This is a genomic window from Paenibacillus sp. P4_A7 (assembly GCF_056402455.1).
The window spans coordinates 12,739-27,407 of the sequence record NZ_JBFUHJ010000006.1; the positions used below are offsets into that span (position 1 = coordinate 12,739).

13 protein-coding genes are annotated in these 14,669 nt (G+C 41.9%); 10 read left to right on the forward strand and 3 right to left on the reverse strand.

Features of this window, described 5'->3' with window-relative positions; all coding sequences use genetic code 11:
• Positions 1-110: 110 nt before the first annotated feature.
• The 5 genes from AC1DWN_RS01770 (at position 111) to AC1DWN_RS01790 (ending at position 6,042) form a co-directional block, all read left to right on the forward strand.
• Complete coding sequence (locus AC1DWN_RS01770) at positions 111-593, forward strand: CcdC family protein (protein ID WP_477557232.1); 483 nt, start codon at positions 111-113, stop codon at positions 591-593.
• Positions 594-787: 194 nt separating this feature from the next.
• Positions 788-1,333, forward strand: a complete 546-nt coding sequence (locus AC1DWN_RS01775) for a glutathione peroxidase (RefSeq protein ID WP_477557233.1) — start codon at positions 788-790, stop codon at positions 1,331-1,333.
• A gap of 1,197 nt (positions 1,334-2,530) precedes the next feature.
• A complete protein-coding gene (locus tag AC1DWN_RS01780; RefSeq protein WP_477557234.1) occupies positions 2,531-2,668 on the forward strand; it encodes a hypothetical protein in 138 nt (45 codons plus the stop codon).
• A 204-nt stretch (positions 2,669-2,872) separates the two neighbouring features.
• The gene (locus tag AC1DWN_RS01785; RefSeq protein ID WP_477557235.1) at positions 2,873-4,237 is read left to right on the forward strand and encodes a sodium-dependent transporter; all 1,365 of its coding nucleotides are present in this window, start codon (positions 2,873-2,875) and stop codon (positions 4,235-4,237) included.
• A 131-nt stretch (positions 4,238-4,368) separates the two neighbouring features.
• Positions 4,369-6,042 (forward strand): glutamine--tRNA ligase/YqeY domain fusion protein, encoded by a 1,674-nt coding sequence (locus tag AC1DWN_RS01790; RefSeq protein WP_477557236.1) that lies wholly within the window; start codon positions 4,369-4,371, stop codon positions 6,040-6,042.
• A 225-nt stretch (positions 6,043-6,267) separates the two neighbouring features.
• On the opposite strand, the gene AC1DWN_RS01795 is transcribed toward AC1DWN_RS01790, so the two are convergent.
• Together AC1DWN_RS01795 and AC1DWN_RS01800 are read right to left on the reverse strand one after the other, a co-directional pair.
• The gene (locus tag AC1DWN_RS01795) at positions 6,268-7,791 is read right to left on the reverse strand and encodes a DHA2 family efflux MFS transporter permease subunit (RefSeq protein ID WP_477557237.1); all 1,524 of its coding nucleotides are present in this window, start codon (positions 7,789-7,791) and stop codon (positions 6,268-6,270) included.
• Positions 7,778-8,329, reverse strand: coding sequence for a PadR family transcriptional regulator (locus tag AC1DWN_RS01800; protein ID WP_477557238.1), 552 nt, complete (start codon positions 8,327-8,329; stop codon positions 7,778-7,780). The genes AC1DWN_RS01795 and AC1DWN_RS01800 overlap by 14 nt, the downstream gene beginning before the upstream one ends.
• A 476-nt stretch (positions 8,330-8,805) precedes the next feature.
• Here AC1DWN_RS01800 and AC1DWN_RS01805 point away from each other — a divergent pair, with 476 nt between their 5' ends.
• From AC1DWN_RS01805 to AC1DWN_RS01820, 4 genes are all read left to right on the forward strand, one after another.
• Positions 8,806-9,309 carry an N-acetyltransferase family protein gene (locus AC1DWN_RS01805; protein ID WP_477557239.1) on the forward strand — a complete coding sequence of 168 codons (504 nt, stop codon included), beginning with the start codon at positions 8,806-8,808 and terminating at the stop codon, positions 9,307-9,309.
• Positions 9,306-10,019, forward strand: a complete 714-nt coding sequence (locus AC1DWN_RS01810) for a metallophosphoesterase family protein (protein ID WP_477557240.1) — start codon at positions 9,306-9,308, stop codon at positions 10,017-10,019. Before AC1DWN_RS01805 ends, AC1DWN_RS01810 begins: the two co-directional genes overlap by 4 nt.
• A 129-nt stretch (positions 10,020-10,148) precedes the next feature.
• On the forward strand, positions 10,149-10,601 hold the full coding sequence (locus tag AC1DWN_RS01815; RefSeq protein WP_477557241.1) for a VanZ family protein: 453 nt from the start codon (positions 10,149-10,151) through the stop codon (positions 10,599-10,601).
• Between the two features lie 26 nt (positions 10,602-10,627).
• Positions 10,628-11,305, forward strand: a complete 678-nt coding sequence (locus AC1DWN_RS01820) for a Yip1 family protein (RefSeq protein WP_477557242.1) — start codon at positions 10,628-10,630, stop codon at positions 11,303-11,305.
• 25 nt (positions 11,306-11,330) lie between these two features.
• Here the strand turns inward: AC1DWN_RS01820 and AC1DWN_RS01825 are convergent, their stop codons facing one another.
• Positions 11,331-12,512, reverse strand: coding sequence for an acyltransferase (locus AC1DWN_RS01825; RefSeq protein WP_477557243.1), 1,182 nt, complete (start codon positions 12,510-12,512; stop codon positions 11,331-11,333).
• Between the two features lie 195 nt (positions 12,513-12,707).
• On the opposite strand from AC1DWN_RS01825, the gene AC1DWN_RS01830 reads away from it, so the two are divergent.
• The gene (locus tag AC1DWN_RS01830) at positions 12,708-14,633 is read left to right on the forward strand and encodes an FAD-dependent oxidoreductase (RefSeq protein WP_477557244.1); all 1,926 of its coding nucleotides are present in this window, start codon (positions 12,708-12,710) and stop codon (positions 14,631-14,633) included.
• The last annotated feature ends 36 nt before the right edge of the window (positions 14,634-14,669 follow it).

Here is a 14,669-nt window from a genome sequence, read left to right on the forward strand (position 1 = left end):
TTAAATGATAACCTCTAGCTTGCGGTTAGCTATTTGCAGTCATCATGGTTTTACAGTACGATGTTAGTAATAAATGGCTATTGAAATCGAATAAACGGGGGCAGGGCACTGTGCTGCTATCTACAGAAATGATTCAAACGGGATCCATTATTTTTTCACTTCTCGCTGGTATTGCGCTCATCATACTCCGGATTAGAGCGGGTAAACAACCGACATCCTTACGCAAAATTATTATACCGCCTTTTGGCATGGCGACTGGCTTCATCATGTTTGCCTTTACAATGACCCATATTCCTTGGGGCTGGGGATTTGCGGCTTTTGGAACAGGCATGCTCATCTTCGCATTTCCGTTAGTCGTAACGACAAGCTTAGAGCGTGTAGAGTCAGAGATTTATGTTAGACGCTCCAAGGCTTTTATCTTCATTATGATTACGCTATTTCTTATTAGGCTATCGCTGCACAGTGTTGTGGAGCAATACATGACGATTCCGCAAACAGGAGCTATTTTTTATTTATTGGCTTTTGGGATGATTATTCCTTGGCGATTGGCTATGGTCAGCGATTACATGAGGTTGCAAAAATTAGAAGCATAACGAGGAAGAAAGGCCGTTATCCAACTGTGATTCAATCACTGGGGGCAGGCCTTTTTTTTTGTAGAGGAGTCTATGGTCAAGCGAATTAGCTTTGTTTGACATCTTCTTAGCAGCGTGATATTATTTTTTTAGAAAATGTATTGTGTACAATATAATTTAGTTAAATTTAATTCAGTTTGAGGAGGCAATCATTAATGAGTATTTATTCCTATGATGTAGAAACAATTAAAGGCGAGCAGGTAAGCATGGAACAATTTAAAGGTAAGGTACTGGTCGTCGTTAATACCGCGAGCAAATGTGGGTTTACGCCTCAGTATTCCGATTTACAAAAGCTATATGAACAATATAAGGATCAGGGCTTAGAAATTCTTGGTTTTCCGAGTAATCAATTTGGGGAGCAAGAGCCAGGCGCAAATTCTGATGTTCAAAGCTTCTGCGAAATTAACTATGGTGTAACATTCCCTTTGTTTTCAAAAATTGATGTTCGTGACGAGACAGCTCATCCGTTATTTCGTTATTTGACTGAGCAGGCTCCTTTTGATGGGTTTAACACAAATGAAGCTAGCGGTAAAATGCTAAATGCTTTCCTTACAGAGAAGCTGCCACACTTCTTGGAAGGAAATGCAATAAAATGGAATTTCACTAAATTTCTAATTGATCGTGAAGGGAACGTTGTAAAACGCTTTGAATCGACTGATGAGCCTCTAGCTATGACCGCCGATATCGAACAGCTGCTATAATCGTTTCCAAATAATGGTGCTCTCCCTCACTTAAAAAAAGCGTTTATGCGGCCTCCGGGCGACAAAATACCCATTTTATTACTCTTTCTCATCATTTGCTGGTAAATTACGACGTTTAATGCTGCTGGGAGTCACAATTTGGTTCGAACTAATGCTATAATAAATGGACGAGCTGCTGCGAGATGAATGAAATCTCTTAGCAGCTCGTTTGTTTTCAGTAGGGAAGCTGTAAATTATAATCCTGTTCATTACTGCGAATGTGCGTGAGGTATATATAGCAGTGTTTTAGTGGTGATGAATTTGGATGAGATGATACAGACCCTTTTCAGAGTCAGGTGTCAGAGTCATCACGACACTAACTCAATAACCGAACGAGTCAAATACGAACGAGCACCAACACTAAATCCAACATCAACATCAACCGATCATCATGGTCATCCATACCAACCCCACCACCAACAAAGCAGTATTCGCATCCATACCAACCCCACCACCAACAAAGCAGTATTCACATCCATATCAACCCCACCGCCAACAAAGCAGTGTTCACATCCATATCAACCCCAGCACCAACAAAACAACATTCACATCCATATCAACTTCACGACCAACAAAGCAACATTTACATCCATACCAACCCCACCACCAACAGAGCAACATTCACATCCATATCAATCCCGACAGCGCACCAACATGTGCCTTACTTTTTACTCCTACCTACCCTGGATCACTCATTTCCCCCTTTACTTGTTCTATCAACCCAGTTTTTTTACTTTCTATATTCAAAGAAACATATAGTTGAATAGAGTTATAAATTAAATAAGAGCAATTACTTATTTTTGTTCCCCTACAAGGATGTAACAAATGAAAAAGCTAGAGAGTCTTCATTCAATAGTGAAGGTGTAAATATGCAAATTAAAATGAGGTTACCTATGTATAAATGTGATATATAAAGATAATATTCGATATAACTCTATCATTCGTAGTTGTTTTTATATAAAAATTAAAAAGGTAAAAGTGATTTTTTCGAGAATTTCCTAGAAGAATGAAGAAAAATGTCAGTTCTTTATCAATGAAGTGACCTGTGTGTAATAGGTTAAATAAAAAAGGCTCGTGTTTCATGGGAAATGACTCGGATACCCCTCTATTTGTTGATGTCATAACGCTTCGAATTACATTAGGGAGGTTAAATTAGTTATGGATAATTTAATTTCACTTTCTGAAACTAATGAGCAACATTATGGATTTAGAGACGAGTTAGTTTCAGAATATGCGGCTAAATCACTGGAAAGAGGCGTACATCGAGCTAACCCACCATTTAAGTTCATTCCATGACACTAAAAAGTAACTTTTCCTTTTATAGCCTCATTTAGTTGCAAAAAATGAAACTACGGGGGCTCAGTGCGTAAGCCAGCGGGCACAGGGGGTCATAATAGTCACTCCACTTCGAATTTATCCATTAGGTTTGGATATACTATCCACTGAATCGAAAATGAACAATTATTTCATCTAATTCATGATTATGAGGTGAATAGTAATATGAAGAACAGCCAGCAATCGGCAGGGCAGCAAACTGATGGGCAGGGTACATCGGAGAGGTTCTCATCCTCTGGTTTTATTTTAGCGGCTATTGGAAGTGCGGTAGGGCTCGGAAACATGTGGAAATTTCCTTACATAACTGGTCAGTACGGAGGGGCTGCGTTTTTCTTGCTCTTCATTATTTGTTTGTTGTTAGTTGGTTTGCCTGTTCTTCTTGCAGAGCTCGCTGTAGGGCGCGGTGGACGAGGGAATGCGGCGTCATCGTTCATTCGGCTGAGCGGCAGCAAGCTATGGGGAGGCTTCGGTTTTTTAACGATATTAGGCGCATTTTTAATTTTGTCCTTTTATACCGTTGTCGCTGGCTGGACGTTGCATTACGCTATGTTATCGTTCACAGGAAGATTATTCGAGAATAGCGACTATGCAGGAAAGTTTGCGAACTTCACAGGCAGCTTGCTGCCTGTAATGTGGCAATTTATCGTTATAGCGCTTACGGCAATGATTATCATGCGAGGCGTATCCGCAGGGATTGAGAAGTTCAATAAGGTGCTTATTCCGGGACTTGTTATTTTACTGCTGGCACTTGCCGCGCGCGCATTATCGTTAGAGGGTGCTTCGGAGGGCGTATCTTTTTTCTTGAAGCCTGACTTTAGTAAGCTAACGGCCGAATCCGCACTTGTAGCACTTGGGCACGCTTTTTTCTCCCTTTCATTAGGGATGGGTACGATGTTGACCTACGGTGCTTATGTAGATAAGAGGCAATCTCTCGGAGTAGCAACATTGGCAATTGGACTAGGTGATCTGTTATATGCTTTTTTGGCAGGTCTCATCATATTTCCGACAACGTTCGTGTATGGGATAGAGGCGGCACAAGGTCCAGGGCTCGTATTTGTCGCACTGCCTGCGGCGTTTTCTGCTATGCCTTTAGGATCACTATTCGGAGGTTTGTTTTTTTTACTGCTCGCATTCGCTGCACTAACCTCAACTGTATCACTATTTGAGGTGCCGGTAGCTTTTGCGCGAGAGGCGTTTAATTGGAGCCGCCGTTTTTCCGTTATCTTTCTAGCTATCCTGTGTTTTATAATCGGCGTTCCGTCCGCATTGTCAGTAGGCGGCAAGGTTGCGGGACTCTCTTTTGGGGGGAAAGCTTTTTTTGATTGGATGGACTTTATTTGCTCCAACATTATTTTGCCAATCGGCGGACTAGTTGTGACGCTGTTTGTAGGGTACGCCTGGAAGGGTGCGGAAAAGGAAGCAGGGCTAAGCGCTTGGTGGTTCCGTCTATGGCTGTTCATGCTTAGGTATGTTGCTCCGTTACTCGTATTGCTCGTATTCCTCTATTCAGCGGGCATTATTTCCTTTTAGACAACAAGCTTCTCCTACTAAAAGGCCACAGTCACTCCTCAGAAACTCTGCTAGGGAGTGGATCTTATAATTTTATCGAATTTTGTGTATTATAAGAGGATAAATGTTTTCGTGGGAAAGGTTGGTCGAGAGTGGAAAATACAGTAGAAAATAAGTCCTCATCCTCAAACTTTATTAAAAATATCGTAGCCGAAGATTTGAAGAGCGGCCATGTGCAGGAAATAATAACTCGCTTTCCGCCTGAACCGAACGGTTATTTGCATATTGGACATGCCAAATCGATTTGTTTGAACTTTGAGCTTGCTGACGAATTCAAAGGGAAAACCAATCTTCGTTTCGACGATACGAATCCTCTTAAAGAAGATACAGAGTATGTAGATTCCATTCAAGAGGATGTACGCTGGCTTGGCTTCGAGTGGGATGGTCTGCATTTTGCATCTGATTACTTTGAAGAATACTACAACCGTGCCGTACTGCTTATCAAAAAAGGAAAAGCATACGTTTGCGATCTGACAGCTGAGCAAATGAGAGAGTATCGCGGCACATTAACAGAGCCGGGTAAGGAAAGTCCTTTCCGCAATCGCAGCGTTGAGGAAAACCTTGATCTTTTCGCGCGTATGCGCGCTGGTGAGTTTAAGGACGGCGAGCGGGTGCTTCGCGCCAAAATTGATATGGCTTCACCGAATATTACATTACGTGATCCTGTGCTATACCGGATCTCACATACACACCATCACCGTACAGGCGATGCTTGGTGCATCTATCCGATGTATGACTATGCTCATCCTCTCGGTGATGCAATTGAAGGCATTACGCATTCGATATGCACGCTAGAGTTCGAGGATCATCGTCCGTTATATGACTGGGCAATTGCCGAGTGTGAAATGGAAGCAACACCGCATCAATATGAGTTTGCTCGTCTAAATATTACGAATACAGTTATGAGTAAGCGTAATTTGAAGCTTCTCGTAGACGAAGGTGTCGTTGATGGCTGGGACGATCCACGTATGCCGACGATCAGCGGCTTGCGCCGCAAAGGCTATACGCCGGAAGCTATTCGTACCTTCTGTCGTGAAATCGGCGTTTCGAAGAGTAATAGTCTCGTTGATGAGCGGAACCTGGAATATTTTATAAGAGAAGATTTGAAAATGAAAGCTATGCGTACTATGGCCGTTCTTAATCCGCTTAAGGTTGTTATTACGAACTATCCAGAAGGTCAAACCGAGCTGCTGGATGCTGAAAATAATGCTGAGAACGAAGAGATGGGCAATCGCCAAATTCCGTTCTCCCGTGAGCTCTATATTGAACAGGATGATTTCATGGAAAATCCTCCGAATAAATATTTCCGTCTGTTCCCTGGCAATGAAGTGCGGCTGAAGCATGCTTACTTTATTACTTGCCAAGAGGTTATAAAAGATGCAGAAGGTAACGTTATTGAGCTGCATTGTACGTATGATCCGAAGACGAAGAGTGGAACAGGGTTCTCTGAGCGTAAAGTGAAAGGGACGATCCACTGGGTGGAGGGAACTCAAGCACTCGCTGCAGATTTCCGTCTGATCGAGCCGCTTATTACAAACGAAGCGCAAGAGAGCGGCAAGCCGTTCCTTGAGTGTATCAATCCGAACTCACTTGAAGTGCAGCATGGCTATGTTGAGCCGAACATGAGCAGCTCTGTGGGCGGGGACAAGTTCCAGTTTTTCCGTCACGGTTACTTTAATGTAGATCCGAAGGATTCAACGGCTGAGAAGCTGGTGTTTAATCGCATCGTGTCCATGAAGAGCTCGTTTGACCCAACTAAAGCATAATAAGCAAGCCTTTCAGTGAGATAGAAATAAGGATGGCAGCACATTAGCCATTTCAATCAAACGAAAAACCCGACCGCKAGCGGTCGGGTTTTTCGTTATGGAGACGAGAGAGCGCTCATTTAATCATTAATTCGGCACTCTGTAACCAACTGTTCTATCAACGAGTTATGTTGTGATCGAGCTTTAAGCGGCTATTCGCTTTGTCCTACGCGCTATATATTCATTCTATATATGAGCAGCGCCCGCTTGTGCTTTCTTCGTTGACTCCAGTCTGCTTGCTCCCACAAACATCGCTGTAATGAAGCCGATGCCTCCGATACAAATGCTTAGTATAAAGCCGTGATTAATTGCTGTTGCGAGTGCCGTTTGAAGAAACTCACGGATTTGTGGACTAATTTCACCACCTGCTTGCATAAGCAGCTCTGGATTAGCTAGCGTGCTGATTTTATCGGCAGGAATACCGGCCTTATCAGCGCCTTCGGTAATTAATCCGCTTAAGTTGTTATTCACAATCGTCGCCATTATGGTAGCTCCTAATATACCGCCAATGTTGCGCCAGAAGCCGACAATGGAAGAGCTGATGCCCATATATTTGGGGTCAACGTTTGCGGCGACAGCGCTCTGAGCAACACTCATTAAAGGTCCAACTGCTCCAACGCCAAGTAAAATCATAAGTAGGATCATATACCCGCTGGAAGCATCCGCGCCAACGAATGAAAGTAACGTAGCTACGATGATAGTCATTAGCATAGTTATAAGCATTAGTGTGCGGAAGGCAAATTTGGATTGTAAGAAGCCGAACAATATGGCTCCGACAATTAATGAGGCCATCATAGGGGTCAAGACGCCGTTAGAGTTAGAATGGCCTAATACCCCCACAGTAAAAATGGGTAGATACGTAATCGCGGAGAACATGAGCACACCTTGGCAGAAGCAAAGGATGCTTGTTCCCAAAACCATCTTGTTTTTAAAAATTTTAAGCGGAAGTACAGGTTCGGCTGCACGGCGCTCAACTAAGATGAATAAAGTGCCGATTACAGCGGCTATAGCGAATAAGCTAATTTCTTGCCATGAGCCCCATGCATATGTTTTGCCGCCCCATTCCAGTGCAAGCATTAACGAAACCGTTGTGATGATGAGAAACAACGTGCCTAAATAATCGATTTTCGGTTTACGCTCAGATCGGGTTTCTTTTAACGCGATCATCAAAATAATCATCGAGGCCAATCCGATCGGCACGTTGATATAGAAATTCCATCTCCAACCCAAATGCTCAGCAATAAAACTGCCTAGTTGAGGGCCTGCAACGGAGGAGAGACCGAAGATCGCTCCGAATACGCCTGACATTTTCGCTGCATCCTTCGGATCTTTGAATATCGTATAAATAATGGTGAAGCTGATCGGGAACAATGCTCCAGATCCTATACCTTGAATGACGCGAAACCAAATGAGCTGATTGGCGCTCTGAGCTACTCCGCATAACGCAGAGCCTATAAGAAACAATCCGATCCCGATCATATAGAACATCTTTCTACCGAACAAATCTGACATTTTGCCAAATACTAGCATCGTGCTTGTAGCTGCAAGCATATAGGCCGTAAACACCCAGCTTACTTTATCGAAAATGTTAAAATCCTCGCTTAATTTGTTAATGCATGAAGCGACAATCGTATTATCCAAGGAAGACATTAATAAGCCTAATGCCATCGCAAGTACGATGAGTTTGTTATTTGAACTAGATCCAGTCATTTTGAACCCTCTCCCCTTGTTCTAATTGCTCCATGCGTGACAAGCCTTCTTGAATAGTCTCCAACTTCGCTTTAAATTCCTTAATCCCAATTTCAATGCAGATGATATGCGACGGATGCATGTCATCTTTATAATGGGCGTACTTCTCACTTAACTGATCCAATTGCAGTTGTGTATGCGCCTGCGCCTGCTTCAACCAGGTAATTACCATGTCATTTCCTACAAATTGGCCAAAGTAGAGTCTCATCAAGAAATCCGACTTTATGGAATCCGATTCCACAGGACTATGTAAATAGGAGCTAAACTGTGATTTTCCGTTTTCTGTTATTGTGAATACATTTTTATTAGGCTTACCATCCTGGGGTACATATTCCTTTGTAATCAACTCCTCCTTTTCCATTCGATGGAGCATAGGATAAATCGTTCCATAGCTCGAGCTATAGAAATAAGAGAAGATATCCTCGTAGAGCTGTTTGATTTCATATCCTGATAAAGAACGTTTCATGAGCATTCCTAAAATAACATCCTGACTATTCATAAAAATCCCCTTGTCGTTTGCTAATGGATGACTTCGTTTAAAAAGGATAAGTTATCCATATTTTATATTACGATTCATAATATATCATTCCGATATATGTAGTGTCAATATCTGTATTTTAAAAATTGCTTAGGAGAGAAAAGCCGCTATTTTTGCTGTGATAAAGATACATGTACGGAGCTAGTGCGAAGAGGACAGCGTTATGATTTATTGCTCACAGAAGGTGACGTGCTAGACTAGCTTCCTATCATTAAAAAGGGGGTAACCCCCATATTATGGTATAACCGGTTAGTTTGATTCGTATAAAGTAAAATGAATAGTAGAAAAGGTGGTTTTCATATGCATTATTTATCTAAAATGAAGGGCAAAGGGAAAAGTCCGTCAACCTATATGCTCGATAGGAAAGCGTTCATTTTAAGCTCGTCGAGCTTCTTTTTTTTGTGATATAATTCGGTAAAAGATTAGAGGTGACGAGCATGACCGTTAATCATTATGAAATCGTTGATGCGTTGCCAAGTGATCTGGAGCGTATTGTCGATATCTATAATTCTACAATTGAAAGTAGGATGGTAACGGCAGATTTGGTGCCTGCGACTGTGGAGAGCAAGAGATCGTGGTTCGATGCGCATTCGGCGGATTCCAGACCAATGTGGGTACTGCGAATCGATGAGCGAATTGTAGCGTGGCTTAGCTTTCAATCCTTTTACGGTAGACCGGCTTATGCGGCTACTGCTGAAATTAGCATTTATATTGCAGAGGAATACCGTGCGCACGGGTTGGGATCGGTATTGATTAGGAAAGCGATAGGCGAATGCCCCAAATTGGGACTAAATACGCTTCTGGGTTTTGTGTTCGGACATAATGAGCCAAGCCTAGCTCTGCTGCGTAAATTAGGATTTGATCAGTGGGGATATTTGCCGAGGGTGGCGAAGCTGGATGATGTGGAACGGGATCTTGTGATTATGGGGAGAAGAGTATGAAGCGAACATTAGTTATCAGTGACATTCATGGATGCTACACCTCGTTTAATGAATTGCTAACTGAAATGAACTATAAGCCTGGGGCTGATCAATTAATATTGCTTGGTGACTTTGTAGATAGAGGTCCTCAGAGCAGACAAGTAGTCGAGCAGGTCATTTCACTTGTGCAAGACGAAGGTGCTATCGCTATTCAAGGCAACCATGACGAACGGCTTGTTGATGTCATGCTTGAGCGAAGTGAACAAGCGTTGATGAAGTTTTCAGATCATGGAGGACGACAGACTGCTGAAAGCTACGCAGGTATAACACAAGGGACGGTAGATCACATCATAACATGTGCCAAAGCGGTCATTCACGAGCAATATGCTCATCATTTAACTTTTTTGGACGAGCTGCCGTACTATTATGAGGATGATCATTTTATATATGTGCATGCAGGACTGAATCCAAATTATTTGAATTGGAAGAAGCAGCCGAAGAAAGATTTTCTATATATGAAAGAGCCCTTCCTAAGCAGGCCTACAACTGTGAGCAAGACGATTATTTTCGGACATACCAAAGTAATGGATATTCACGGAAAGCCTGATATTTGGTTTGGCGAGGGTAAGATTGGAATAGATGGAGGCTGTGCGAGTGGACATCAGCTCAACGGTCTGGAGATTACAGGTAAGGACCAATTCAAAACCTATGCGGTTCCTTACAAGCGGTAGAGAGCTTTTTCAAACGATAAGAATGTATAAGTTTCACATCTATATTAGGCTTATCATTCACCGCGAAACTTTGCTTTTCCGACAAGGACGGCGACAGCCGTTTACGCTTGATGAGGTGGTCGTACATAAATGTTTAGAAAAGCATACAGCAAAAGCTTGCTGCATAACTTATTTATTCTCGCAGCAGCCATTGGTTACGCACTTATAATGGGTTATTTACTATTTTATCGCGATCGCTATTTTGGCCATCATTACAGGTACAATCTGGTTCCCTTCGATACGGTAAAGCGATATATGCTGCATACAGACCATATCAACTTTGATATTTGGTTCAAAAATATTTTTGGGAATATCGTGTTATTTATACCGATTGGAATAATTCTGCCCATGCTGAGCATAGCATATAGACGGGTGTTTACGCTTATGTTTGTGACTGTATGTATCATTACTGCAATAGAGCTTATACAGATGCTTACGAGAGTTGGCAGCTTCGACATCGATGATATTATCCTCAATACGTTAGGAGCCTTAATTGGTTTAGGAATGGTTAGAATGGTATTCCGCACTAAACGACGTAGATAACGAGAATATGGAGGGGTTGAGCTAGGTTGCAGGATGATCATTTAAATGAACATCAGAAGGATCTACAGGTTAATGAGGAACCAAAAGGTATAGCCCCATGGCTAAGCGTATGGACTCGCCCCAGGGATACGATTCGACAATTTCTGAATAGTTCTAATCCTACAAAGCATATGATCGTAATCGCTATGTTATCTGGTGTAATAAGCAGTCTTAATCAGGCATCCACTAAAAACCAACTGGATGAAATGTCTTGGATTAGTCTCACTATTATCATTATATTGGCGGGTATGGTTGGCGGAATTATTAGTTTATATTTGTGCTCCATCATATTACGCTGGACGGGAAGTTGGTTTGGAGGGACGGGTACAAGTGTTGATATGCGTGTTGCATTAACGCGAGGTGTAAACGTTGTCCTCATTTTAGCTGGAGTTATATGGATTCCTGAGCTCTTGTTATTTGGGAAAGAGATGTTTACAGCTGATACACCAAGAATAGACGACAGCGCGGTATTATCCGGATTGCTTGTTTTTTTCAGCTTAATCGAAGTCGTTTTAGGTATTTGGGGATGTATCATTGGACTGAAGGCAATTGGAGAAGCGCATCAATTTTCTGCCTGGAAAGCGCTTTGGAGTGTTGTAGTGCCTGTTATTATTCTAATTTTTATCCTTGTATTTTTAGGGATTGTGCTTTCAATAGCTTTTTAGTGCGTTAGTGCAATCACACTCGATATTACGAGCTCGGAGCGTCCATGTGGACGTTCCGTTTTTCGTTTTGGGAAGTTCGTTGGACTTTCCCGAATAAAACCCAGTAAATAGGTAAAAAGCGAGAAGAAAGAGACACGATAAGTGATGAACCTAATAGTGCTAATAGGAATCCGCCTAGATACCATACATTTAAGATCACTTCCGTGTTAGTGGCGGGACGGAATTCACGATAAAGAGCTAAGAACAAAGGATGTACGAGGTATATGCCAAAGGCGAGTTCTCCAAGCCGATGGAATAAGTATGTCATATAGGATGGTAAACGATTATAAATAATGTAGGATAACTGGAGTAAAGCTAGTGCAGCTGTAAAAGTACGAATACTCCACAACGTTTGATACAGTGACAATTCATATTTCGCGCCGAATAGACGGAAATTATGCCAAATATATACCTCCGCTACACTTGAACTTAACCATAGAAATATAACGATTAGCTTCACGATTATAGGAGTAATGTTCTTCGATCGATATTTCTCCTTGCTGACCTCGAACCACTTTTTAATCTTCGGATACTTAATGCCTATCCAAGCCCCAAGCATATAATAGCTGAAGTATGAAAATGACCAGCTTCCATCGTATGGAATTTGTATATAATCATTCAGAATTCGGAAACCCCACTGTACAGCAATGCCAATTGGAATTGTCCATTTTATCAAGACAGGCCAGCGTTTTAAAGTAAGCATAACAAAGGGGAATAAGAGATAAAATTGAACGCTTATAAAGATAAAATAGAGATGGGCGTAGGCATTCCCTGTCAGTAATTTCACTGAAAAGTCAGTCATAACCTCCCCGATTGATTCTCCTGAATAATGAGTCATAAGCACAACCGTATAATATATAGCCGAGAATAATAGATAAGGGACAATAATAAGCGATAGCCTTCGTTTATAAAAGGTTTGAAGAAGAGTTTTTGTCATGGGTCGGTCAAAGTAGTTAAGAAAGAGAACGAAACTGCTTAGAAATATAAAAGTCGTCGTTCCAAACTTCATAAATATATTCAAGGCGTTATATATAATAAAGCTGTCATAATCCTTCATCTCAAGCGTTGCGAAAGAAGTTGCATGCACAGTCAGAACACCTAGAATGGCAAAAGCGCGGACAAGCCATAGCTCGTTCAAATGTAATTTAAATGTCGTATTTTGGATCATGCTAGTCTCCTTTCTATTTCTGCTTATAATTGAATTGGAAGCTGGTATTTATACCATTTTTATCTAAATGAAACAAATTTGTCAACTTAAAAAACTCCTAAATTAAAGGAAATAATAAAAATATTGCAACTTTTATCGGATTTAGTATGTTTAACATATGGGGATAAATCTCAAAATCTTGTAGGAGTTGAGTATATGTTTTTGAAAAAGAAAAGGTGGAGCGTTTCAATTGGTATAGTCGTATTATTTTTGATTGTTGCTAGTGCCTATTTATTTTGGCAACGGTCAAATTCAATAGTGAGTACTGAACCCATGCAGACGCTGCTTGAAGTAGAATCAAACGCCAAAATACAAGACAACTATGATGTCGTTGTAGTAGGCACTGATCCCGAAGGGGTTGTCGCTGCTATATCGGCTGCTCGTAATGGGCTTAAAGTGCTTCTAATAGATGGCAGGAAGCGGGAAATACTAGGTGGACTGATTTCACTTGGGTGGCTTAATTCATTAGATTTAAACACTTCTCCTGTCCAGTCGAAGATTCCGGGAAAGCTTAGTCTTTTAAATAAAGGTATATTCCAAGAATGGTATGATCAGCTTGAAGGTACTTCTGTAGACATTACATCAGCAGCAAATCTATTCTATTGTATGGTAAAGGCAGAGCCGAACATTGACCTTCATATGGGGTTGGAATCCATAGAGCCTATTACGAATGATGAAAAAGGAACGAAGGCAGTTGTAGGCATTCGTTTGCTGAAGGCAGTTGGAACGGAGCAGCGAGTGAATACGGCTTATGTAATAGATGCAACGCAGGATGCTGATATAGCAGCACTCGCCGGTGTGCCATATACTGTAGGTCGCGAGGATATCGGAAATCCAGAAGCGCAGCAAGCAGTTACGTTGGTGTTTAAGCTCAGCGGCGTGACACAGGAGGTGTGGAATTCATTCAAAAAGATGGATGATGGCACCGGTGTGGATAAGATGAGTGCGTGGGGATTTGGCAAAGCTAAACTATACGAACCTACTGACCCTGAACGTGTTGGATTGAGAGCACTTAATATCGGCAGGCAAAATGATGATACGATTCTCATAAACGCCATGCACATCCTTTATATTGATCCCTTTGATCCTGAGTCTGTAAAGGAAGGATTTGAAATTGGGCAAAAAGAAGCCCCACTCATTGCAGAGTACCTGAAGAAAACGTTCAAAGAGCTGAAGGATACGGAATTCGCCGGAACAGCACCTGAGCTTTATGTTCGTGAGACTAGACATATCCAAGGGGAATATCGGTTAACGGCGGTTGATGTTCTGGATAACCGTGATTTCTGGGATGCGATTGCTTATGGCTCATATGAAGTGGATATGCAAAGGGTGAGCCAACATGACAGAGGTGCTATTGTTGTTCATCCCAAGCAATATGGCGTTCCCTTCCGAACGCTTGTGCCTCAAAAGGTTGACGGTTTACTCGTTGTTGGCCGTGCGAAGAGTGTAGATACGATTCCTCATGGGAGTGCGCGTGTCATTCCACTAGGAATGGCGACGGGTGAAGCGGCAGGTGCGGCAGCGAAGCTCGCAATCGATAATAAGATGTCATTCCGTGCACTTTCCAAGTCTGAATTACATATTGCACAATTACGTAAAATGCTGCAAAAGCAAGGTATGAAGCTTGAAATGGAGCAATTTGATAAACCGGACTATGCGAAGCATAGAACGTATAAGGGCTTGTTGGCTGCAGTTAGTATGTTCGTCACTATTGGCGGAGATCATAATGAATCGTGGGATCTTGACGGACTCTCAACAGTAGGGAAATTCCATAGCAATATGGCTCAGGTGAGGAGAGTGCATTCAACTGTGTTTAAAGGCGAAGTATACGCTGCCTTACAGGCTTTAAAGGAAGAAGAGAAAAAGCAGTCCTTATCTTTAGATCGAGCAGCGTCTATCATCCTCCTTACAGCCAATGAAACCATTGCACCGGAAAATGCCGTACAGAAATTACAAGCTCGCAAGTGGGTAACAGCAGATACATTGAATCAGATTAAGGACAAAAAGAGACTAACAAATGGTGAGACATTTCTTCTTATCCGTGATGTTGTTGAATATCACGCTGGTGTAGTGTATGAGTAGTTTATATCCTTTGATTGAGAGTTAACATAGCCAATG

Excerpts from the sequence above, each read along its gene's own strand:
- AC1DWN_RS01775 (WP_477557233.1), top strand. The coding sequence starts at position 788 with ATGAGTATTTATTCCTATGATGTAGAAACAATTAAAGGCGAGCAGGTA.
- AC1DWN_RS01780 (WP_477557234.1), top strand. The coding sequence starts at position 2,531 with ATGGATAATTTAATTTCACTTTCTGAAACTAATGAGCAACATTATGGA.
- AC1DWN_RS01785 (WP_477557235.1), top strand. The coding sequence starts at position 2,873 with ATGAAGAACAGCCAGCAATCGGCAGGGCAGCAAACTGATGGGCAGGGT.
- AC1DWN_RS01795 (WP_477557237.1), bottom strand. The coding sequence starts at position 7,791 with ATGACTGGATCTAGTTCAAATAACAAACTCATCGTACTTGCGATGGCA.
- AC1DWN_RS01800 (WP_477557238.1), bottom strand. The coding sequence starts at position 8,329 with ATGAATAGTCAGGATGTTATTTTAGGAATGCTCATGAAACGTTCTTTA.
- AC1DWN_RS01805 (WP_477557239.1), top strand. The coding sequence starts at position 8,806 with ATGACCGTTAATCATTATGAAATCGTTGATGCGTTGCCAAGTGATCTG.
- AC1DWN_RS01810 (WP_477557240.1), top strand. The coding sequence starts at position 9,306 with ATGAAGCGAACATTAGTTATCAGTGACATTCATGGATGCTACACCTCG.
- AC1DWN_RS01815 (WP_477557241.1), top strand. The coding sequence starts at position 10,149 with ATGTTTAGAAAAGCATACAGCAAAAGCTTGCTGCATAACTTATTTATT.
- AC1DWN_RS01825 (WP_477557243.1), bottom strand. The coding sequence starts at position 12,512 with ATGATCCAAAATACGACATTTAAATTACATTTGAACGAGCTATGGCTT.
- AC1DWN_RS01830 (WP_477557244.1), top strand. The coding sequence starts at position 12,708 with ATGTTTTTGAAAAAGAAAAGGTGGAGCGTTTCAATTGGTATAGTCGTA.